Source organism: Pseudomonas sp. ARP3 (genome assembly GCF_001029595.1).
Taxonomy (GTDB): domain Bacteria; phylum Pseudomonadota; class Gammaproteobacteria; order Pseudomonadales; family Pseudomonadaceae; genus Aquipseudomonas; species Aquipseudomonas rhodesiae.
The window spans coordinates 56,418-76,210 of record NZ_LEKF01000022.1; the positions used below are offsets into that span (position 1 = coordinate 56,418).

Annotated in this window: 22 protein-coding genes; 15 read left to right on the top strand and 7 right to left on the bottom strand. The window is 60.1% G+C overall.

The genetic code is table 11. The features are described 5' to 3' along the window. Positions 1 to 76 precede the first annotated feature (76 nt). The 5 genes from ABX75_RS22005 (at position 77) to ABX75_RS22025 (ending at position 5,033) form a co-directional block, all read left to right on the top strand. Positions 77 to 1,354 (top strand): cytochrome P450, encoded by a 1,278-nt coding sequence (locus ABX75_RS22005; protein ID WP_014338800.1) that lies wholly within the window; start codon positions 77 to 79, stop codon positions 1,352 to 1,354. A 50-nt stretch (positions 1,355 to 1,404) separates the two neighbouring features. Continuing rightward, positions 1,405 to 2,436 carry a hypothetical protein gene (locus ABX75_RS22010; RefSeq protein ID WP_014338801.1) on the top strand — a complete coding sequence of 344 codons (1,032 nt, stop codon included), beginning with the start codon at positions 1,405 to 1,407 and terminating at the stop codon, positions 2,434 to 2,436. 87 nt (positions 2,437 to 2,523) lie between these two features. Continuing rightward, positions 2,524 to 3,312, top strand: coding sequence for an SDR family NAD(P)-dependent oxidoreductase (locus ABX75_RS22015; RefSeq protein ID WP_014338802.1), 789 nt, complete (start codon positions 2,524 to 2,526; stop codon positions 3,310 to 3,312). A 45-nt stretch (positions 3,313 to 3,357) separates the two neighbouring features. Beyond that, entirely contained in the window at positions 3,358 to 4,659 is a 1,302-nt protein-coding gene (locus tag ABX75_RS22020) for an MFS transporter (protein WP_014338803.1), read from the top strand. A 23-nt stretch (positions 4,660 to 4,682) separates the two neighbouring features. Beyond that, positions 4,683 to 5,033, top strand: a complete 351-nt coding sequence (locus ABX75_RS22025) for a nuclear transport factor 2 family protein (RefSeq protein WP_014338804.1) — start codon at positions 4,683 to 4,685, stop codon at positions 5,031 to 5,033. Between the two features lie 56 nt (positions 5,034 to 5,089). Here the strand turns inward: ABX75_RS22025 and ABX75_RS22030 are convergent, their stop codons facing one another. From ABX75_RS22030 to ABX75_RS22045, 4 genes are all read right to left on the bottom strand, one after another. Beyond that, on the bottom strand, positions 5,090 to 5,923 hold the full coding sequence (locus ABX75_RS22030; protein ID WP_047882654.1) for an oxidoreductase: 834 nt from the start codon (positions 5,921 to 5,923) through the stop codon (positions 5,090 to 5,092). Positions 5,924 to 6,004: 81 nt separating this feature from the next. Beyond that, positions 6,005 to 7,240: an NAD(P)/FAD-dependent oxidoreductase gene (locus ABX75_RS22035; protein WP_014338806.1), complete on the bottom strand. Its 1,236-nt coding sequence runs from the start codon at positions 7,238 to 7,240 to the stop codon at positions 6,005 to 6,007. A 20-nt stretch (positions 7,241 to 7,260) separates the two neighbouring features. Next, positions 7,261 to 7,581 carry a 2Fe-2S iron-sulfur cluster-binding protein gene (locus ABX75_RS22040; protein WP_014338807.1) on the bottom strand — a complete coding sequence of 107 codons (321 nt, stop codon included), beginning with the start codon at positions 7,579 to 7,581 and terminating at the stop codon, positions 7,261 to 7,263. A 33-nt stretch (positions 7,582 to 7,614) separates the two neighbouring features. Then, positions 7,615 to 8,877 carry an MFS transporter gene (locus ABX75_RS22045; protein WP_014338808.1) on the bottom strand — a complete coding sequence of 421 codons (1,263 nt, stop codon included), beginning with the start codon at positions 8,875 to 8,877 and terminating at the stop codon, positions 7,615 to 7,617. Positions 8,878 to 9,229: 352 nt separating this feature from the next. Between ABX75_RS22045 and ABX75_RS22050 the strand changes: the two genes are divergently transcribed. From ABX75_RS22050 to ABX75_RS22075, 6 genes are all read left to right on the top strand, one after another. Next, positions 9,230 to 9,466 (top strand): ferredoxin, encoded by a 237-nt coding sequence (locus ABX75_RS22050; RefSeq protein WP_014338809.1) that lies wholly within the window; start codon positions 9,230 to 9,232, stop codon positions 9,464 to 9,466. A 51-nt stretch (positions 9,467 to 9,517) separates the two neighbouring features. Continuing rightward, a complete protein-coding gene (locus ABX75_RS22055; RefSeq protein WP_034114552.1) occupies positions 9,518 to 10,276 on the top strand; it encodes an SDR family NAD(P)-dependent oxidoreductase in 759 nt (252 codons plus the stop codon). Positions 10,277 to 10,337: 61 nt separating this feature from the next. Next, positions 10,338 to 11,288 (top strand): VOC family protein, encoded by a 951-nt coding sequence (locus ABX75_RS22060; protein ID WP_047882655.1) that lies wholly within the window; start codon positions 10,338 to 10,340, stop codon positions 11,286 to 11,288. 1 nt (position 11,289) lies between these two features. Continuing rightward, a complete protein-coding gene (locus ABX75_RS22065) occupies positions 11,290 to 12,174 on the top strand; it encodes a fumarylacetoacetate hydrolase family protein (protein WP_014338812.1) in 885 nt (294 codons plus the stop codon). Positions 12,175 to 12,208: 34 nt separating this feature from the next. Next, the gene (locus tag ABX75_RS22070; RefSeq protein ID WP_014338813.1) at positions 12,209 to 12,493 is read left to right on the top strand and encodes an MFS transporter; all 285 of its coding nucleotides are present in this window, start codon (positions 12,209 to 12,211) and stop codon (positions 12,491 to 12,493) included. A 64-nt stretch (positions 12,494 to 12,557) separates the two neighbouring features. After that, on the top strand, positions 12,558 to 13,343 hold the full coding sequence (locus ABX75_RS22075) for an IclR family transcriptional regulator (RefSeq protein WP_014338814.1): 786 nt from the start codon (positions 12,558 to 12,560) through the stop codon (positions 13,341 to 13,343). A gap of 9 nt (positions 13,344 to 13,352) precedes the next feature. Here the strand turns inward: ABX75_RS22075 and ABX75_RS22080 are convergent, their stop codons facing one another. Together ABX75_RS22080 and ABX75_RS22085 are read right to left on the bottom strand one after the other, a co-directional pair. Further along, the gene (locus ABX75_RS22080; protein WP_014338815.1) at positions 13,353 to 14,543 is read right to left on the bottom strand and encodes a thiolase family protein; all 1,191 of its coding nucleotides are present in this window, start codon (positions 14,541 to 14,543) and stop codon (positions 13,353 to 13,355) included. Next, positions 14,543 to 14,941: a Zn-ribbon domain-containing OB-fold protein gene (locus ABX75_RS22085; RefSeq protein ID WP_014338816.1), complete on the bottom strand. Its 399-nt coding sequence runs from the start codon at positions 14,939 to 14,941 to the stop codon at positions 14,543 to 14,545. Before ABX75_RS22085 ends, ABX75_RS22080 begins: the two co-directional genes overlap by 1 nt. A 139-nt stretch (positions 14,942 to 15,080) precedes the next feature. On the opposite strand from ABX75_RS22085, the gene ABX75_RS22090 reads away from it, so the two are divergent. The 4 genes from ABX75_RS22090 (at position 15,081) to ABX75_RS22105 (ending at position 18,957) form a co-directional block, all read left to right on the top strand. Next, positions 15,081 to 15,782 (top strand): SDR family NAD(P)-dependent oxidoreductase, encoded by a 702-nt coding sequence (locus ABX75_RS22090; protein WP_014338817.1) that lies wholly within the window; start codon positions 15,081 to 15,083, stop codon positions 15,780 to 15,782. Continuing rightward, complete coding sequence (locus tag ABX75_RS22095) at positions 15,779 to 16,777, top strand: fumarylacetoacetate hydrolase family protein (RefSeq protein ID WP_034114495.1); 999 nt, start codon at positions 15,779 to 15,781, stop codon at positions 16,775 to 16,777. Before ABX75_RS22090 ends, ABX75_RS22095 begins: the two co-directional genes overlap by 4 nt. A 114-nt stretch (positions 16,778 to 16,891) precedes the next feature. Then, positions 16,892 to 18,292 (top strand): Rieske 2Fe-2S domain-containing protein, encoded by a 1,401-nt coding sequence (locus ABX75_RS22100; protein ID WP_014338819.1) that lies wholly within the window; start codon positions 16,892 to 16,894, stop codon positions 18,290 to 18,292. Positions 18,293 to 18,381: 89 nt separating this feature from the next. After that, a complete protein-coding gene (locus tag ABX75_RS22105; RefSeq protein ID WP_014338820.1) occupies positions 18,382 to 18,957 on the top strand; it encodes an aromatic-ring-hydroxylating dioxygenase subunit beta in 576 nt (191 codons plus the stop codon). Between the two features lie 85 nt (positions 18,958 to 19,042). Here the strand turns inward: ABX75_RS22105 and ABX75_RS22110 are convergent, their stop codons facing one another. Then, on the bottom strand, positions 19,043 to 19,783 hold the full coding sequence (locus ABX75_RS22110; RefSeq protein WP_014338821.1) for a DUF2889 domain-containing protein: 741 nt from the start codon (positions 19,781 to 19,783) through the stop codon (positions 19,043 to 19,045). Positions 19,784 to 19,793 lie beyond the last annotated feature (10 nt).

Here is a 19,793-nt window from a genome sequence, read left to right on the forward strand (position 1 = left end):
TGCAAGCGCATACCATAGGTTAGCAGCCGGGCAATCTTGGTGTGCAAGAGCCATAAAAACAAGACGGGAGACCCTGATGAACAACGACAGCGCGGCACTGGACCTGGCAACCGCTTATTCTGCCGTATCGCAAATGTACCGCGGCACCGACCTGGATATTCACGCGGTGTGCCGCGAGCAACGGCTGAAATCGCCCATCTATGAAGGCGACTTCATCACCCAGTTCGGCGTTCCGACCAATGCCGGGACCCAGCAGGGCACTCGCCCGACCTTCGCCTTGTTCAAGTACCAGGATGTGATGACCGTCCTGCGCGACGGTGCGACCTACACCAGTGGATTCATTGCCGAAGGTCTGGGCGCGTTCTTCGATGGCCTGATCATTCTTGCCATGGACGGTGACGAACACCGCAAGGTCCGCGCCTTGCTGCAACCGGCATTCATGCCGGAGACCGTGAACAAATGGCGCCCGCAGATCGATCAAGTGATTCGCGAAGAATACATCCGGCCGATGCTGCCAGCGAAGAAGGCCGACTTGATGAAGTTCGGCCTCGAACTGCCGATTCGCATCATGTACGCCTTGATGGGCTTCCCTTCGGATGACCCCTCCAAGTACAAGCAATACGCCGCCTGGGCCTTGGCCATTGTCGGCGGCAACCAGATTGACCCGAGCAAAATGGCTGAAGCGCGCCGCCAGGCCGGCATCGCCGTCAAAGGGCTGTACGACGCGCTGGCCGAGGTCGTGGTGCAACGCCGTGCCGAGGGTAGCCAGGGCGATGATGTGATCGGGCGTTTGCTGCGTGCCGAATACGAAGGGCGCACGCTGGATGACCATGAAGTGATCACCTTCACCCGCTCGTTGTTGCCGGCCGCTGGCGAAACCACCACGCGCATGTTCGGCTCGGTGATGACCTTGCTACTGACCACGCCCGGCCTGCTGGAGCGCGTCAAGGCCGACCGCTCGCTGATCGGTAAACTGATGGACGAAACCACCCGCTTCGAGCCGGTCGCCACCTTCAAGGTGCGTGAAACCGCCAAAGAAGTGGAGTTTCACGGCGTGAAGATTCCCAAGGGTTCGTTTGTCCAGTGCATGGTGGTGTCCGCCAACCGCGACGAAGACGCTTTTGAAAACCCCGATGTATTCGACATTGATCGCAAGCCAAAACCCTCCTTTGGTTTTGGCTTTGGCCCGCACATGTGCATCGGTCAATTCGTAGCCAAGGTGGAAATCAGCTGCGCGGTCAACGCGATCCTCGATCTATTCCCCAATTTGCGCCTCGACCCGAGCGAGCCTGTCCCGCAGATCGGCGGGGCGCAACTGCGCGGCGTGTCCAAGCTTCCGGTGATCTGGGACTAACCACGCCTAAGAGCCATCTCCAGGCCTCAACAAAAACAACAGAGGGCATTATGAGAACGTTCAAGACCATTCCGGAACGCGGTGATTTTGGCTTTCAACAACTGGTCGGGCCGCACAAGGTCACGGGGGCTTCGATGTCCGCCGAACGCGGTTTCTTCGGGCTGCACCTGAGCAAGAGTTCCCCGTTCGGGTCGGTGCGCGATGAACAAGGCAACATCTATTCATTCGTGCGTTCGCTGATGGCGCCCAATGGCACCCCGAACCCGACCAAGTTCTTCTACCTGAACAACCACGTCGACAACGTCAACCTGCGCATGGACCACGAAAAAATGGCCCGGCAGGCCCTGACGCCGTTGCCCGTGCACAGCCTGGAAGGCGATGTCGCACGCTGGGCCAGCCAACCGGGTGAGCCCGGTAATGGTTGGGAAATCACGGCCAGCAGCGAGCGCCTGACCTGGAAGGAAGAAGGCCTGTTTCACCTGGAAGGGCGTCTGCTCGGCCCGGGACTGCAGTGGTACTTGCCGGGTGTGGACTGGGGCACCTTCTACGTTTCGCAGTTGTGGGACATCGCCGGTGTCTGCGAGGGGCGGGCGGTGAAAGGTGCCATGGCGCTGGACCAGTTCTACATGGCCGAAGGCGGCGCTATTCACTTCAAGAAAGACCTGGTGGTGAACAACAACAAGCACGTGATCTGGTGGTCCTTTGTCACCGTTTACAAAGACGGCAGCTGGGACACCGGTTCCTTCATGGTCGGTCACGACCACTTGGGCTACGCCATTTTCAACAATGAAAAGGGCGAGGTACGGGTCACCACCGATATCGAAGGGCAAACCGTGCACAAGGACGGCAGTTACTTCCTGAAGTCGGCCAAAATTGTCCTGGAAGGCCAGGAAGAGTGGGAGTTCCTGCCCGACGAGAAGGGGGAGATGATCGACTTCGTCGGTGGCTTCCCGATCACGGCGCAGCAGGAAGGACGCTGGCGTCGGGTGGGCGATACCCGTGAGCCTTCGCACTGGCTGGGCTGGGGCGAATCGGACCGACGTAACGGCTCGGCCCGTAACGTTCCAGGCAAGGACCTGTAGTCGGTCGGGTGCGCCGGGTTGCGATGGGTTACCCGGCGCGCGCGCTGCGTCAAAAGCCTCTTCTAATAACAACAATGAGGAACCGCAATGAAATTCCGTGACAAAGTCGTGCTGGTCACCGGTGCCGGTCGAGGCATGGGCCGTGCCATTGCCCTGGCCTATGCCCGCGAGGGCGCCAAGGTGGTCGTATCGGCACGCACCGCTCGATACGGCGAAGAAACGATCAGCCAGATCAAGGCCCTGGGCGGTGAGGCCTGTCTGGTCGGTGGCGACATCGCCGACCGCGAGGCGATCAAGTCGATGGTGGAAGGTGGCGTGGAGCGTTTTGGCGGCCTGGATATCGTGGTGCATTGCGCGGCCGATACGAGCCACGGATTGATCGCCGACATGGCCGATGACACCTTCGATCACATCGTGCGCAGCAACATCCAGTCGTTGTTCTGGCTGGCCAAGGACAGCGCCTTTTACCTGTCCCGGGCGGTCGATAAAGGCCGGTTGATATTCATCTCCTCCGGCGAAGCCAACCGCAAATATACGCCTCGACTGATTGCCTATAGCTCCAGCAAAGCCTTTATGAACGCCTTCGCTCGTGGCTTGGCGGTGGAGTTCGGCGCCATGAATATTCTGGTCAATGTTGTCGAGCCCGGGCTGATCGGCACTGACCATATGCTGGAAACCCTGGGCAATGAACTGCCGCATAAACTCGCGGCACATTTTCCCGTGGGGCGTTTGGGTGAGTCCGCCGACATTGCCAATGCCGTACTGTTTCTGACCTCCAACGAGGCCTCCTACATCACTGGCACCTCGCTGCTGGTGGATGGAGGCGCCACCATGGTCGCGCTGCCCAAAGTCGAAGAAATCCTCAAGGGCCACTAATCATGTCGCGCGTCCGCAATGGCGGGCCGCGCTGGGAGTCAGGTCATGACTACAAATACACGCAACAGCACCACCTCGGCCCACGCCGGCAATGATTTCTCCGAGTTCAAGCGTGGCTGGCACATTGTCCTGCTGGGGTTGTTTGGCATCTGCACGAGCATTTCCGCTGCGTTGCTGTATTCCTTCGGCACCCTGGTGATTCCGCTGGAGCAGGCGTTCGGCTGGAGTCGTGGCGACTTGCAGGCCTCGATCACCTTTCTGTTTGCTGGTGTGGCGATTTCCACGCAGTTGGTGGGTGGGTTGTATCGCCGTTACGGATTGCGCCGAGTGGCGATTGTTTCGATGGTGCTGCAGATCGTCGGTTACCTGGCCATCACCCGGATCCAGGGCTCGATTGGCTGGTTGTACCTGGCATTCTTCATCATGCCGATCATCTGCGCCGGCACCATTGCGATTACCTGGACACAACTGGTCAACCTGTGGTTCGAGCGTAATCGTGGGTTGGCGCTGGCCGTGATCCTGTGTGGCACCGGCTTGATGGCGATGATTCTGCCGCCGCTGTTGTCGCGGTTGATTGCCGCCTACGGCTGGCAGGCCGGGTTCATTGCGTTGGCGGCGATGCCGATGCTGTTTACCCTGCCTTTGTCATTGATGTGGTTACGCATGCCGGCACCGCTCGCCAGTGCTGATGCCACGCCTCAGAAAGCGCTTGCGCAACTGACTGGCATGTCGTTCAGACAAGCCTTGCGCTCAGGGATGTACTGGGGCTTCAACGTCGCGTTGATATTGTCGGTGTCGTTGACCGTCGGCATGGTCACCAACCTCGTGCCGATGCTGCAAAGCAAGGGCTTGAGCCCCCAGCAGGCCAGTCAGATTTTCAGCAGCTTTGGTATTTCCATCATCGGCGGACGTTTGTTGGTGGGCTATCTGCTGGATCGCTATTCACCTTCGGTGGTCGCGGCCGTGAGCCTGGCGCTACCGGCGCTGGGTTGTGCGATCTTCCTCTTGGGCGGGGCGCAGAACACCTCGTTGCTGGTCCTTGCCACCCTGTGCATTGGCGCCAGTGCCGGGGCTGAATTCGATCTGGCGGCCTTCCTGATGGCCCGCTATTTCGGCCTGAAGGACTACGCGCGAATCTTTGGTTTGCACCTGTGCCTGATTACCATCGTCTCCGGGCTGGTGCCCATGCTGTTCGGTCATCTTTATGACGTGTACGGCAGTTATTCGGCGGTGCTGGTGTGCTGTTTCTGTTGCGCCATCATCGGTCCGATCATTCTGTTGTGGTTGAAGATGGAGCCGGCATTCCTGGCCCGTCAACAAAACCCGCAGCAAGGACAACACGCCTGACCCCACCTGAGGATGAACCTGATATGAGCATGGACAAACAAGCAATCGAGCACTTCCTGCACGGCCAGATCGACTGCTGGAATAAAGGCGACAAAGAGGGTTTTTTCGCCCATTACCGCAGCGTCTCGGCCAATGGCTTGAGTATCGAATATGTCGGCAAACCCCTGCATGATGCCTGGCAGGTGTTGGAAGGCATGTGGGCGCTACAGCAGCCGAAGATTCGCGTGGAGGTGCGCCAGTGCATCGTCAATGGCAATGAGGCGGCCTGTCATCACCTGAACGCCTTTCGCGAGCAGCAAGGTGGCATCGAGACGATCGAGTTGTACCGATTCGAAGACGGCAAGTTGTCTGTGCGTTATTTCATCAACCAGTAACCGTGGACGCCCTGGTGCGTGCAGCTTTTGTCAAGAAAGGCTATGCGCACCTGCGGTTATTCGCCATCGGTGGAGCAGGTCAGCGGCCGCCACTGCTCGATTTGCACGAGCATCTTGTCGAGCTTGTCGCGGACTTGCTGATAAGCGTCGGAGCCTGCCAGGTAACGCAACGGTGGCTGCGCACTGTTGGCCAGCTGTACCAGCGCGCTGCCCAGTTTCGTCGGGCTGCCGGTTTGCCGGTGGTTGTAGGCGGCCGAAGCGCTTTTGACCTTGGCGGTGAATGTTGCGTAATCCTCTAGCCCACCTGCACCGAAGACCGCTGAACTGGCGTCGAGAAAGTCGGTACGGAAAACGCCGGGTTCCACCAGCGTGACCTTGATACCGAACGGCGCCACCTCCAGGGCCAGTGATTCGGAAAAACCTTCCACGGCAAATTTCGACGCGCAATACAGCGCCGCACCGCCCATGCCCACCAGGCCGCCCATCGAGGACAGATTGAATATATGGCCGCTGCGTTGCTGGCGCATGATGGGTAAGACGGCACGGCAGACGTTGAACACACCAAACACGTTGGTCGCGAACTGCTTGTCGGCGTCGCTGGCGAAATTGTCTTCAAAGGGCCCCAGTTGCCCGTAGCCGGCATTGTTGACCAGCACATCAATTCGGCCAAAACGCGCAACGGCCTTCTCTGCGGCGGCAAGCGCCTGGGCTTCATCGGTCACATCCAGGGCCACTGCCAGCACGCGCTCGCCATACTCGGCGAAGACATTTTCCAGCGCGTCGGTGCGCCTGCCGCTGACCACCACACGGTCGCCGTCGGTCAGCGCGGCCTTGGCAATGGCGGCACCCAGGCCTCGGGCCGCACCGGTAATAAACCAGACTTTGTTCATCGCATCGCTCCAGGCATTGTGCAAAAAAAGCCGCGTCAGCTTTGGGGCGGGCGCGGCTGCGGGTTTACAGGTCCGCAGTGCTCAGTCGCGATTGGCCACTTCCCAGGCCTTCAGGTCGAAACCGTCAGCGGCGGCTTCGACAGCCGTCAGCTTGGGCGCGCGGGCGAGGATCTTGCGCGCGGCCATGTGATCACCCATGCGGTTGCAAGACTCCACGGCCACCAGGCGGTCATTGCGGAAACACAGCACAGAGACTTGTTTCTCGTCGACGGAGCCGAGGACAACGGTGCTGTCGTAGCCATTGGAGAGCCCGGCAATCTGCAGCTTCAAGTCCCCCTGATCGGTCCAGAACCAGGGCAGGGCGCTGTAAGGCGCCGGCTTGCCCATCAAGCGCGCGACGACCGCGCGGGCCTGGTCGACGGCGTTCTGCACCGACTCGAGGCGGGTATGTTGTTCATCGTTCTGCTGGCAAGGGAAACTGGCGACGTCGCCCACCGCGGAGATTCGCGGGTCAGAAGTCAGGAGGCTGGCGTCTACCTTGATGCCGTTCTCGATGTCCAGGCCTGCTTCGGTCGCCAGTTGCGCGTTGGGGATCACGCCGATACCAAAGACCACCAGGTCAGCGGGCAGAACACGTCCGTCACCGGTTTGCACCGCGCACACCTTGCCGTTGTCGCCATCGATGCGGCTCAAGCCCTGGCGGAAGTCAAAATGCACGCCCCAGGCTTCATGGGCCTGGCGAAACACTGCAGACATCTCCCGCGACACGGCACGGGCCATGGGGCGCTCACCCAGCTCCAACACGTGCACGCTGGCGCCCAAGGCAGCGGCCACTGCCGCGAACTCCAGGCCGATAAACCCGGCCCCAATCACCACCACGTTTCGCGCTGCTTTCGCGAGCGGCGCCAGGGCATCGGCATCGGCTTTGGTCTTGATACCGAACACTTGCGCCAACTCTGCGCCGGGAACCGGCAGGGGACGGTTGTGCGCACCGGTGGCCAACACCAGATGGTCATAACTGACAGCCGCACCCGAGGCCAGGATCACCCGTTGGTTCTGGCGGTCAATGGCGCTGACCTGGTCATGTAGCAGTTCAATACGCTGGGTGGCGTAAAAGTCCGCCGGGCGAAACAGCAGATTGGTCGCCTGGATTTTGCCGAGCAGATAGGCCTTGGACAGCGGCGGTCGCTGATAGGGCAGGCCTGGTTCATCGCCGATCAGGGTAATGCGCCCGTCATAGCCTTCCTGACGCAGGGAGGCAGCGACCTGAAAGCCGGCCTGGCCGGCACCGACGATAACGACTGAGGCGAGGGTCATGAGAGCTCCTTCAAGTGCATTCAGAATTGCGACGACGGCAGGTGCAGCACCATGCCGTCCATTTCTTGGCTGATGATCAACTGGCAGCTCAAGCGGCTGTTGTCGCGGCGTTCGAAGGCGTACTCGAGCATGTCGCTTTCCATGCCTTGCGGTGCTTGCACCTTGCCCAGCCAGGCCTCGTCCACGTAGGTATGGCAAGTAGCGCAACTGCAGGCGCCACCGCAGTCGGCGGAAATACCGGGCACCGAGGCGAAGGTCGCGGCTTGCATCACCGATTGGCCGATGTCGCCCTTGACCTGATGGGTGGTGCCGTTGTGTTCGATAAACGTCAATGTGGGCATGTTCTGCTCCGGTTCTTGTTGTGGGGGGAGGGCTCAGGATTGGCTGGGAAGTGGTTGCGCATTGAAGCGTGGTACGCGTCCCAGGGTCAGTAAAAGCAGCGGACCGACCAGGCAACAGGCGGCGCTGTACACCAGCATTGCCGTGTACGAACCAGTACGTGCCAGCAGGTAGGCGAAAAGCAATGGCGCCAGCGCCGAAGCCACGGTATTCAAGCCCTGATGGACGCCAAACAGACGACCGTACTCGCGCAGGCCGAAGTAGCGGGCAATCAAAAAGGCGGCAATATCGAATTCTGCCCCGGCGCCAAAGCCGATCAGTACGGCAGCCAGCATCAGCGGCGCAAATTCAGCGGTGGGGCTCAGGTAGATAAAACAACCGACGGCGGGCAACACCAGGCTGAGCGCGGACACCGCCGGTGGCCACAGGCGATCGAGCAGATAGCCGATCAACATCCGGCCGAAGATCAGCGAAATACCAAAACCGCTGAAAATGGTGGCGGCATCCGCAGCGGACAACCCCCTGGATTGCAGCATGGGCACGGTGCTCGTGACCATGCCAACGATCGAAGAAATCACCAGGCTGAGCGCCAGGTTGCAGGTCCAGAACTTCAGCGAGCCCATACCCTCACGAAAGCCCATGCCGGGCAATCGCTCCAGTGCATGGCCGTCGTCTTGGCTACCCGCCGCAGCGGGCAGCTTGAACCACAGCAGAATCAGAGGCAACAAAACCAGCAGGTTGAGCAGGGCGAGAATCACGAAGGCCGCGCGCCAGTCCCATTGTTCGATCCCCCATGCCATCAACCGGGGAATAGTGGCGGCGGTGAGACCGGTGCCGGACAGGCCGATGGCCAATGCCAGGCCGCGATTGCGGTCAAACCAAAGGCTCAACAGTTGTGTCCAGGTCACCGCCAGTGCGCCCATGCCCACGATCGGCAGCACTGCAAAGGCGATGTACATCGACCAGATCGATTGGGTCAGTTGGGTTGTCGCCAGGTAGCCGAGTGACAACAACAGCAGGGAAATGACCGTGACGCGCTTCATGCCATAGCGCAGGTTGAACCAACCCACCAGTTGCAGTGACACCACGGCGCCGCCAAACAGAAAGGTGATGCAGGCCTGCAGCTCGCTTCTGCTCCAGCCAAAGGCATCGCCGAGCGGCACGACCAATGTGCCGAAGCCATAGAGCAGGGCGGCATTGATGCTGATGGCAACACCGGCGACGGACAAAATGAGAATTTTCCAGCTCTGTCGAAATTCGCGCGGATCGATTGCGGCTTGGTTTGTAGACGGGTGCATGGGGTTGGCTTCCTTATAGGTTTTGTTGAGCCAAGCATTGCTACAAGGGGGAAATGAATCCACCCTCAGCAGATTCTTTGAACAGAATCTGGTTTTTTATTCAGAATAAAATCAAAAATTCCGCTTTGTCCAGCCCAACCATCTGACTTATAGACAAACGAATTCCCTGCGTGGGGGCCTCCTTCGGACCAATCTGGGCCTCTGGGAGCGAGCAAGTTCGCCCACATGGATCTTTGTCTGGCACGGCGATCGTCCCAGGTGACTGCCAGCATAGCCGTGCCAAATATTAATTGCACATAAAATAAAATAGTGTTCATAATTTGCCGAGGCTGAACCTGATAAGGAGAAAAAAATGAGTTCAGAAAAAGCGCAATTCAAAGCCGTGGTAGACCGTAGCCGCTGCTGTGGTTATGGTTTATGTGCCGCGATTTGCCCCAGCCTGTACAAGCTCGATGCCGATGGCCTGGTGTATTTCGACGACGCCCATATCCCCCCGGAGTTGGAGGAGGAGGCCCGTGAGGGCGCTGCCGCCTGTCCCGCCGAGGCGATCTGGCTTGAACCCATCACCTCGGAAAACGAAGCCGTTTGACGGCATGAACGTTTGCCGCAATGTGATAACCACAGAGGTGAGGGTGTGCTGATGGGACGTTTACAAGACAAAGTGGCGTTGATCACCGGTACCGGTGGTGGCCAGGGCCGGGCGGCGGCGCTGCGTTTTGCCCGCGAAGGCGCAATCGTGGTTGGTTGCGACGTGGTTGCCGAAGGTCATGAGGAGACGGCGGCCTTGCTGCGGGCCGAGGGCCATACCCTGTATGGCTCGGCGCCTGTGGACCTGGGCGATCATGAACAGGCCCAGGCCTGGATCGATGCCGCCGTCGCCGAACATGGGCGCATCGACATTCTCTACAACAATGCTTCCGCCGCTCGTTTCGGACTGGTCAGCGAACTGTCGATCGAGGATTGGCAGTACACCATGCGCAATGAAATCGACCTGCTGTTCTATACCACCAAGTATGCCTGGCCCCACCTGGCCGAGCAGCGCGGGGTGATCATCAACGTATCGTCCACCGCAGCCTGGGGCGGCTCGAAAGTCGCCGGCATCAGCGCCCACTCGGCAGCAAAGGGGGCCGTGGTGTCGTTCACTCGCCAGCTGGCGGTGGAGGGCGCCCCGTTCGGCATCCGTGCGGTCAGCTTGAGTCCGGGATTTGTCGCCACCCCGGGTACCCGGCCGTTTCTGGAAGACCCGAAGATTCGCGCCATGCTGCTGGACGGCGTATTGATGGATCGCCCCGGCGAGCCTGAGGAAGTGGTGGCCATGGCGGTATTTGTCGCTTCGGATGAGGCCTCATTCATCACCGGTTCAGACTTCGTCATCGACGGTGGGTTGCTGGCTGTCTAGCGCGGCGTCAGGGCGGGTGCCGCAGGCACCTTTCATCTCGAACAATAAAAAGGTGAATAACGTGGACATCATCGGTATCGGTTACATGGGCTTCGAAACCCCCAATCTCGAGGCGTGGCGTGAGTACGGCCCGCAGGTAATGGGCTTTGGTATCGGCAAGAATCCCGAGAGTGACCCGGAGTCGCTGTACTTCAAAATCGACGATCGACGCCATCGCTTCGCTTTTCATCCAGGCAAGGTAGACCGAATTGCCTACATCGGCTGGGAAGCGGTGGGGCGCATGGCGTTCGAAGAGGGCATCAGGAAGCTGGCGGCGGCGAATGTCGACTACAGCCGTGGCGACGCCCAATTGTGTGAAAAGCGCGGTGTGCGCGAATTGGTGCGCTTCCGCGACCCCGTGGGGTATCAGCACGAACTGTTTTACGGGCAGAAATGGCTGCCGCGCTCGTTCCAGCCAGGGCGTCCCCACAGTGGTTTCCTGGCTGACGAACGGGGCGCGGGCCATGTGGTGCTGATCACCCCGGACTACACCCCGGAACTGGAAGACTTTCTGCTCAACGTGATGGGCTTCAGTTGGTATGGCGCGGGTGCGGGCAAAGGGCGAACCGGTTTCTTCCGCTCCAAACTCAACCATCACACCAGCCATGATATTGCCTATGGCCATGGGCCGGGACGCATGGGGGTGCAGCATGTCGGGCTGTTCGTGCGCAATGTGCGGGATGTCGGGGAAACCTACGACATCGTGCGCCAGCGTGGGCTGCCGATGATGATGACCCTCGGCCAACATGCCCAGGACCCGCACCTGTCGTTCTACCATTTCAATCCGTCCGGTTTTGCCTTCGAGACCATTGCTGAAATCGAGCCATGGCAAGGCGATCCCTATGAGTTGAACCCGGAAAAACTCAGCCTGTGGGGCCACGAAATGGTTGGCCCGATTCTCGGTCCCAGCGTCAAGACGCCGGAAGAAATGCTCGATGCCGAGTACCTGCCGACGTACCTGGCCAAGCGCTGATATGCGTCTGGCGCGGGTCGAAGTCGCTGGGCAGGCGTTCTGGGCACTGTTGGATGGGCAAACCGAGCATTTGCGGCGGATTAACGCGCCGTTTTCCCACTGGGTCGGGCTGTGCGCGGATCTTGCGATAGACGCCCTGGACCTGGCAGGCCAATGGTTGCCGTTGTCAGCCGCGCGCCTGCTCGCGCCCTTGGAGCCGGGCAGCCGCGTCTTTGGTGTGGGCCTCAACTACCTCAGTCATCTCAAGCGCCTGGGCAGTGATGCGCCGGCGCACCCGCTGGCCTACATGAAGCCTGGGTCGGCGCTGGTCGGTGCCGATGACGATATCGACTACTCACCCTTAACCGCCCAACTTGACTATGAGGTCGAACTGGTCGCCGTGGTGGGCCGACCGTTGCTGGATGAACCCCATGCCAGCGATTGCCTGCTGGGGTACACGGTGGGCAATGACATCAGTGCTCGGGATGCCGGCAAGCAGATTGGTCGCCTGGACCTGTTGACGCAGAAAGCCATGGATCGCACCACGCCGGTAGGTCCCTGGATCGTGACCACGGACGAAGTGGCCGTCAGGGGGCAACCGGCTCTGGAGATGCGCCTGAGCGTCAACGATGAGTTGCGCCAGCAGGACAATACCCGGCAGATGATTTTTCCCTTGGACGAGTTGCTCAATTATTTGGATGCGCGCATCAGCCTGCGCCCGGGTGACCTGGTGTTTACCGGTTCCACCCACGGCGTGGGGCTGGAAAGCGGGCGCTTTTTGCGCCCGGGTGACCGCGTCGAGGCCGAAATCGAAGGCATCGGCCGACTGCGCAATACCATTGCTGCGCCACGCCCGCTCAGCCCCGCCCGTGCGGTCGGGCGACTGGGCCTGCCGCTGGATAAGTGAAAGATCCTGTACCAAGTGACGGCGCCAGAGCGCGATGAATTTGATCGCCGTGTACGCTGTAGGTAAGGCGCGACGGCGCAACGGTGCGCAAAACTGGTGCCTTTACCGCGACATGGCGGACCCGCAACTCTACAGTGAGCGCTTTATTGTCGAGTCCTGGCTGGAGTATCTGCGCCAGCAGATGCGGGTGACCCAGGCTGACCATGCCCAGGAGTGTCTCATTGAGCGTTTTCGTCGAGAGAACCTGCAAACCCGCCGGCTGATTTACCAGCCGTTAGAGAAATACTCCGTCTCAAGTGTTCGACTAATTCCCAGATAAAACTTTCACGTTGTCGTTCATTCTCAGGCTAGAATGCCGGCACTTTAAAGTGACGGGATCGGGCATGGAATTCACTGACGTCAATGACAGCACCAAATCGGCCGGCGTAACCCTCGTCAAGCCCGTTTCCAACGCCATTCGCATCCTGCGCTACCTCAGTCAGGTGGGCACACCGGAACGTTCGGTGGATATCGCCCGGCAACTGAAGATCAATCCCAGCACCTGCTTCAATATCCTGCGCACCCTGGTCCAGGAGGAAGTGGTTGATTTCAGTCCCATGTCCAAGCGTTACTCCGTGGGCCTGGGGCTGGCGCGTTTAGTCGAGCAATTGGTCACCCAGGGCCACCGCGTACAGATGGCCAAACCCCTGTTGCAGAACCTGGCTGCACGCCTGCGAGTGACCATCACCCTGTGGCGCAAGATGAGCCCTGATCGCATCGTCATTGTCAGCTCCGCGGCCAGCCCGACCGATGTGCGCATCGACATGGCCGAAGGTCAGCGCCTGCCGATTCTGATGGGTGCCAGTGGCCGTCTGTTCGCCACGCAGATCGACCTTGACGACCCCGAGGTACAAAGCAGTTTCGAGACCATCCGCTGGGCTCAACCGCTGTCGCTGGAGGTTTACCGCAAGGAAGTGAGACAAGCTGCCGAGCGTGGTTGGGCGGTGGATGATGGCCATTTCTCGGGGGGGATTCTTGCCATTGCGGCGCCGGTCTACTCACCGACCAACAGCATCGACTTCACCGTTTCAGCGGTGATGTTCCGTGGACAACGGGATGAAGCGGGCCTTGCCGAACTGGGCAAGGCGCTGATCGAGTTCTGTAACGAAGTGGCTGGCGTTCTCTACTGAGGCGCGCGGTCACTCGCGCACCAACAGCAGGCTGCCTCCCAGCGGACCGCCGCCGGCGGCCACCGCACTGACGCGGTGTTCGCGGGTTTGTCGGCCTTCGGCACGCCCCCACAATTGCAGGCAGGCTTCGTGCACATAACCCAGGCCGTGGGTGCGCCCGCCAGACAGTTGCCCGCCATTGGTGTTGATGGGCAAGCTGCCCTCCAGCGCAATGCGCGTGCCACCCTCGACAAACCCGCCACTTTCCCCGGTCGGGCACAACCCCAGGGCTTCCAGCCAGATAAGGGTCAAAATCGAAAAACCGTCATACAACTGCGCAGAGCCAACGTCCTGCGGAGTGTAGTCGGTGCGTGCCCACATCATCTGGCCGACATCGAAGGCGGCCATCCTGGTCAGGGAAATCTGGTCCCACGACCATGGCTGGTTCAACGCCGCGCCCATGGCCTCGATGCGGATCGGTGCGTTCGGCAGATCCCGCGCGATATCGCGACGCGACAGGATGATGGCGGTGGATGCATCGCAATGCACGTCGCAGTCGAACATGCGCAGAGGAGAGGAAATCATCCGCGACGCCATGTAGTCGTCCATGCTCATGGGCGTTCGGTACAGCGCTTTGGGGTTGCGCATGGCGTTCTGGCGACACGTCAGGGCGATTTGCGCCAGTTGCTCTGGCCGGGTGCCGTACTCATGGAAGTGACGTTGGGCATACAGCGCCATCAGGTTGATGCCCGATTGCACATTGAAAGGGGTAAACCACTGCCAGGCGTAGCTGCTGTCGCGACCTTGAGTCTTGTTGGTGAGAGCGCCCGCTTGTTTGTTGACCCTGCGAGCCGACGCTTCGGTGATAGTACGAAACACCAGTACGTGATTACACAGGCCCGCCGCAATCGCCATGGCGCCATTGATCACGCCAGTGAGTGGGCCAGGTCCTTCATAACCGCCGCCGAACCAGTTGACGTTGAGCCCAAGGGCACTTTTCAGTGCGCTGGGGCCGACCGGGGAGAACGGGTCACCGTTATTGTTGTCGCCCGGCCAGCAGGCCACGCCGTCGATATCGCTGCGTTGCAGGCCAGCGTCGGCAATCGCTTCCAGGCAGGCATCCAGCGTCAGGCGCATCGCCGACTTGTTCGAGGGGCGCCCGACTTCCGATTGGCCGACGCCGGTGATGGCGACGTCTTTTTCATAACGATGATCGAACATCACTGATCCTTCTCGAACAGAGGTAACCACACATCCTCGACATTGAGGAAGCTGACCCGTACCGGCATGTCGATATGCACATCCGTGACCGGCATGCCCACGATGTTGCTTACGAACTGCAATCCGGACTGTTCGACCAGCTCGATGATTGCCACCACATAGGGCACCTCCAGGTCAGGAGCCCAAGGCTGGTGGTTGATGGTGTAACTGAGCACTTTTCCCTTGCCTGACACCGCCTGCGGTGCCACGTCAAAGCTTGCACAATGCGGGCAGAGCGGGGCCGGTGGATGGAAGTACCGGCTGCAGGCCGCGCAACGATGAACGAGCAGTTCGCCCCGTTCGCCACCTTGCCAGAAGGCGCGGTTGTCGGCGTTGAGTGCAGGTAGTTTTCTGGGCATCAGCGCTCCGCAGGTGAGTATTTGACTGGAAGTCATACGGTATCATTTGTACATATTTTCTAAAAGTGTCATATATTTGTTCCGACGAAGGCACGAATCGACCGTTCGCGCCGTAAAACAACAACAAGAGGATTTTGCGATGTCCCAGTCATTACTGGACAAGAGGGTAGTCGTTACCGGCGGGTTTGGTGCCCTTGGCAGCACACTTGGCAAATGCCTGCTGGCGCGCGGCGCCCGGGTCGCTTTGCTGGACCGTAGCCAGGCGCCAGCCGCCTTGCTGGATACAAAGAATCTGCTGTGCCTGGGCGGTGTCGACCTGACCTCGACCGAGTCGGCCAGCGCGGCGTTCGAGCAGGTCGCGGCGCAGTGGGGCGGCATCGATGGTTTAGTCAATGTCGCGGGCGGTTTTGCCTGGGAGACCGTCGAAGGCGGCAGCCTGGAGACTTGGGATCGCCTCTATCAGATAAACGTGCGTACCGCGGTCATCAGTTCTCAATCGGCGCTGACGCACCTGTTGGTCTCCAACGCGGGACGCATCGTCAATATCGGTGCGCTGGCGTCGGTCAAGGCCGAAACGGGGATGGGGGCTTATGCGGCCTCCAAGGCTGGTGTGGCCCGGTTGACCGAAGCCCTGGCCGAAGAGTTGAAGGAGCGTGGCGTGACGGTGAACGCCGTGCTGCCAAGCATCATCGATACCCCAGCCAACCGTGCCGACATGCCGGATGCCGACAGCAGCCGCTGGGTGACGCCAGAAGCGTTGTCGGCGGTGGTGGCCTTTCTGCTGTCGGATGATGCTGCCGCTGTAACCGGTGCGCTGTTGCCCGTGAGTGGTCGCGTATGAGACTGGTGACCTATACCGACGCCGAAGGCTTTGACCGCGCAGGAGCCTTGCTCAACCAGGACCAGCAGGTGCTCGACCTGCAAAGGGCTTACCGCTTGCTGGAAAGTCGCGACAGTGTGGCACTGAGCAGCATTCTGGCCTTGGTGGAGGGCGGTGAGCCGGCGCTGGAATTGGCCCGTTCGCTGGTGGCCAAGGCACCCTCGGCGGCGGTGCTGGAACGTGCCAACGTGAAACTGCGCGCACCGATTCAGCCACCCCCACAGATGCGCGACTGTTCGTGCTTCGAATTGCATCTGCGCCAGAGCTTCGCTGCGGCCCGTCGCGCCCGTGCGCTAAGTACCGAAGATCCGGAAGCTACTTTGAAAGCGATGAACACTCGTGCCGACGACCGGGTGATCGAGACCTTCAACCAGCAGCCCATCTACTACAAGGGCAACCGTTTCGCGGTGATTGGCATCGACGATGAATTCCAATGGCCGAGCTTTAGCCGGGCGATGGATTTCGAACTGGAGTTCGGTTGCTACATCGGCAAGCGCGGCAAGGACATCAGCCGTGAAGCAGCCCGTGGGCATATCGTCGGTTACACCATCTTCAACGACATGAGTGCGCGCGACGCGCAGGCCCTGGAAATGCCCGGCATGCTCGGTCCGGCCAAGAGCAAGGATTTCGACACCGCCAACATCATGGGGCCATGCCTGGTGACCGCCGATGAACTGGGTGATCCCTACGATCTGAATATGGTTGCCCGGGTCAATGGGGAGGAGTGGGGGCGCGGCAATACCCGTGATATGCGCTGGAGTTTTGAAGACGTGATTGCCCACGTGTCCCGTTCGGAAACCTTGTACCCCGGTGAGTTTCTTGGTTCCGGCACGGTCGGCAACGGCTGTGGCCTGGAGCAATTGCGTTATTTGAAACCCGGCGACGTGGTTGAGCTGGAGATCGATGGCATTGGCGTGCTGCGGACTCAAGTGGGCAAGGCGCCCGACAGGGAATGACTATGATGCGAGGACGGAGACATTCACCGCTCGCGAATTAAATGTACAGAAATATAGAAAGTGTCTTATATTTTGTGGCGACCAACCGTGTAACGCTCTGATCAGGAGGCAATCATGCTAACAAAAACAAGCCCCGTATTGTCCGATGGAACCAAGGTCTCGGACCTCATCTACCCCTCTAGCCGTGAAGTGCAAATGCGCGTGTTGTCTGATCGCGAAATTTACGAACTGGAGATGGAAAAGATCTTCGGCAAGATCTGGGTACTCCTGGGGCACGAGTCGGAAATTCCCAACTCCGGAGACTTCATGGTCCGAGACCTGGGGTCCGATTCCGTCATTGTGGCCCGTGGCAAGCAGGGCGAGGTGTTCGTGACCCTTAATGTGTGCCCGCACCGCGGGATGCGCATCAGCACCGCCGACTGCGGCAATACGCAAATTCATAAATGCATCTATCACGGCTGGGCGTTCCGCCCCAATGGCGATTTCATCGGCTCGCCCGTCGAACGTGAATGCATGCACGGCAAGATGTTGCCCAAGGAAGAACTGGGCCTGAAGAAGGCGCGGGTCACGCTGTATGGCGGCCTGGTATTTGCCACCTGGAATATCGATGGGCCCTCGTTCGACGAGTTCCTGGGCGATGCCAAGTGGTATTACGACATGCTGTTCTGTCGCTCCGACAAGGGCATGGAAGTCCTCGGCCCACCGCAGCGCTTTATCGTCAACGCCAACTGGAAAACGGCGGGCGAGCAATCGGCGGCGGACGGTTTCCACACGCTGACCCTGCACCGTTGGTTGGGTGAGGTGGGTAATTACGCCAAGAAAGGCGAGGGCGAGACAGCCGACCTCAGCCCGGAAATGATTGGCGTGGAAATCAGCTCGCCGCACGGTCATGCACTGCGCTGCATCGACCTGGCGCGCAAGATCAAGCGCCTGACCGGCCTCGATCCGGCGGAGTTGACTGTGCAGCAGAAACTTGAAGCATTGCCGCCGGCCGGCATGACGGCCGACATGGTCGAGCAGTTGGCACGCAATCTGACCGAAGATCAATTGAACGTGCTCACCAGCATGCCGCCCCAGGTCGGTGGGATGTTCCCGAATATTCTTTTCGGCTTTGTCTACATTCCGCAGCCAGATGGCTCTGTCGTTGGCTCGATGACCCTGCATGCTTACGTACCGCAAGGCCCGGACAAGCTCGAGTTCGTCAACTGGGTGTTTGCCGAGAAAGACGCCTCCCCGGAACTGCGCGACAAGATGCTCAAGCAAACCATCCAGCTGTTCGGCACCTCTGGCATGGTTGAGCAGGATGACTCCGACACCTGGCCGCACATGACCCTGGCCGCCAAAGGGGCAATGGGCCGCAAGAGCACGCTGAAATACCAGGCCTGCTTTGAAACCGGCGCACCTGAAGGCTGGCCTGGCCCCGGCATCGTCAATGAAGGCTTCACCAAGGACGATACCCAGTGGCACTGGTGGTTGTACTGGCATGAGCTGATGACGGCATCGGATGACCAGTAACGCCCGCTGTCAGGCCAGGTTCGACTGCGGTCCTCGGGCCGCCGTCGGCGGTAACAGCATTAACAAGAATAACAGTGAGGGAATGACTCATGGCTCAGGTTCAACAGCGCGGCGTGGAAGATATCCAGCCGGGTTCCCCAGTCGGTACCAAGCGGGTGCCGGTGGGGTCGCCGATATACAACGACGTGGTGACCTTTTTGTACGAGGAAGCCACGCTGCTCGACCAGATCCGCCTGCAGGAATGGGCCGAGCGCCTGGACACCGACCTGGTGTACACCGTGCCGCTGCGCCAGACGCGCCTGGCGGCGGAACTGAAAACCACCATCGTGCGCAGCGTTCAGCATTACCACGACGATTACCGCTCGATCATGGGCCGCATTTTGCGCCTGTCCGGCAAAAGCGCCTGGGCGGAAGACCCTCCCTCGCGTACCCGGCGTCTGGTGACCAACGTGTTTGTCGAAGAAACCGACAAGCCCGATGAGTTCGTGGTGACCAGTTACCTGCTGCTGACCCGCAGCCGTTTCAAAGACCACCACGTCGATATCATCAGTGGTGAACGGCGTGACGTGCTGCGTCTCGGCGGGGCGGGCTTCAAGCTGGCACGGCGCGAAGTCATTATCGATCAGGCGGTGCTCGGGACGCCCAACCTGGCTGTTTTCCTCTAGGGTGGTATCGGCGATCCGGCTCGCGTCCGGATCGCCAACCCTTGGAGGTATCGGCCGCACCGCTCTTTACGCCAGTGTCGCGCGGCTAGCGTTTCTGCCTGAGCCACGCCTGGTCCTGGTCACACAGCGCTGATGCTTGATAGCTGAAGTCCAGGGTCGAGCCCTTCATTCGCAGTGCCCGTTCGGCGCGCTCGGGTTGTTGGCTGTAGCACCGGGCGGTGCTCGAGGCGTGAATCTGTTCGTCGAGGTTGTAGGCCCGTCCCATCGAAATCAGCGTGCAGCGGCGAAGTAGCAGGGCTGCCTCGGCGGCTTCCTCACTGAGGGTGTTGAGGGCCCAGCGGGCCATGCCTTCGCGAAGGTTGATGCCGGCATAGGGCGCAGGTCCTTCGATCAGGGTGCCGTTCACGTCCCAGGTCAGGTCTTGATTACCATCGCGTATCAAGATGGCGCGGGTACGGTTGTCGATGCGCCGGCCGATATTGATTTCGTAGCGACGTTGGTGAGTACCGCGCGCGGCGGCGGCAATGGCCAGGCCCGCCAGGTCGAACAAATGGGTGCATTGATGGCTGGCGTCGGTCTGCCGGGTGACGGAGTGGGCAATCCGATTCAATGTCATGCCCAGCAACTGCTGTAACTGATCGCAAGCCTGTGGGCACAGAGAATAGGGGTAGCGCAACGCTTCACCGCCTATGGCGGTGACTTCACCTTCATGGTGACGAACCCAGACGCGGAAGTGGTGGAAGTCGTCTTCCAGAGCGGCACGGACTTCCCCCGTGGCCTGGGCATGATGAGCAACGATGTCCACGCGGCGACGAAATACAGCCATTCTCGATATC

Coding starts and splice junctions, on each gene's coding strand:
- ABX75_RS22005 (WP_014338800.1), top strand. CDS start 77: ATGAACAACGACAGCGCGGCACTGGACCTGGCAACCGCTTATTCTGCC.
- ABX75_RS22010 (WP_014338801.1), top strand. CDS start 1,405: ATGAGAACGTTCAAGACCATTCCGGAACGCGGTGATTTTGGCTTTCAA.
- ABX75_RS22015 (WP_014338802.1), top strand. CDS start 2,524: ATGAAATTCCGTGACAAAGTCGTGCTGGTCACCGGTGCCGGTCGAGGC.
- ABX75_RS22020 (WP_014338803.1), top strand. CDS start 3,358: ATGACTACAAATACACGCAACAGCACCACCTCGGCCCACGCCGGCAAT.
- ABX75_RS22025 (WP_014338804.1), top strand. CDS start 4,683: ATGAGCATGGACAAACAAGCAATCGAGCACTTCCTGCACGGCCAGATC.
- ABX75_RS22030 (WP_047882654.1), bottom strand. CDS start 5,923: ATGAACAAAGTCTGGTTTATTACCGGTGCGGCCCGAGGCCTGGGTGCC.
- ABX75_RS22035 (WP_014338806.1), bottom strand. CDS start 7,240: ATGACCCTCGCCTCAGTCGTTATCGTCGGTGCCGGCCAGGCCGGCTTT.
- ABX75_RS22040 (WP_014338807.1), bottom strand. CDS start 7,581: ATGCCCACATTGACGTTTATCGAACACAACGGCACCACCCATCAGGTC.
- ABX75_RS22045 (WP_014338808.1), bottom strand. CDS start 8,877: ATGCACCCGTCTACAAACCAAGCCGCAATCGATCCGCGCGAATTTCGA.
- ABX75_RS22050 (WP_014338809.1), top strand. CDS start 9,230: ATGAGTTCAGAAAAAGCGCAATTCAAAGCCGTGGTAGACCGTAGCCGC.
- ABX75_RS22055 (WP_034114552.1), top strand. CDS start 9,518: ATGGGACGTTTACAAGACAAAGTGGCGTTGATCACCGGTACCGGTGGT.
- ABX75_RS22065 (WP_014338812.1), top strand. CDS start 11,290: ATGCGTCTGGCGCGGGTCGAAGTCGCTGGGCAGGCGTTCTGGGCACTG.
- ABX75_RS22070 (WP_014338813.1), top strand. CDS start 12,209: ATGAATTTGATCGCCGTGTACGCTGTAGGTAAGGCGCGACGGCGCAAC.
- ABX75_RS22075 (WP_014338814.1), top strand. CDS start 12,558: ATGGAATTCACTGACGTCAATGACAGCACCAAATCGGCCGGCGTAACC.
- ABX75_RS22080 (WP_014338815.1), bottom strand. CDS start 14,543: ATGTTCGATCATCGTTATGAAAAAGACGTCGCCATCACCGGCGTCGGC.
- ABX75_RS22085 (WP_014338816.1), bottom strand. CDS start 14,941: ATGCCCAGAAAACTACCTGCACTCAACGCCGACAACCGCGCCTTCTGG.
- ABX75_RS22090 (WP_014338817.1), top strand. CDS start 15,081: ATGTCCCAGTCATTACTGGACAAGAGGGTAGTCGTTACCGGCGGGTTT.
- ABX75_RS22095 (WP_034114495.1), top strand. CDS start 15,779: ATGAGACTGGTGACCTATACCGACGCCGAAGGCTTTGACCGCGCAGGA.
- ABX75_RS22100 (WP_014338819.1), top strand. CDS start 16,892: ATGCTAACAAAAACAAGCCCCGTATTGTCCGATGGAACCAAGGTCTCG.
- ABX75_RS22105 (WP_014338820.1), top strand. CDS start 18,382: ATGGCTCAGGTTCAACAGCGCGGCGTGGAAGATATCCAGCCGGGTTCC.
- ABX75_RS22110 (WP_014338821.1), bottom strand. CDS start 19,783: ATGGCTGTATTTCGTCGCCGCGTGGACATCGTTGCTCATCATGCCCAG.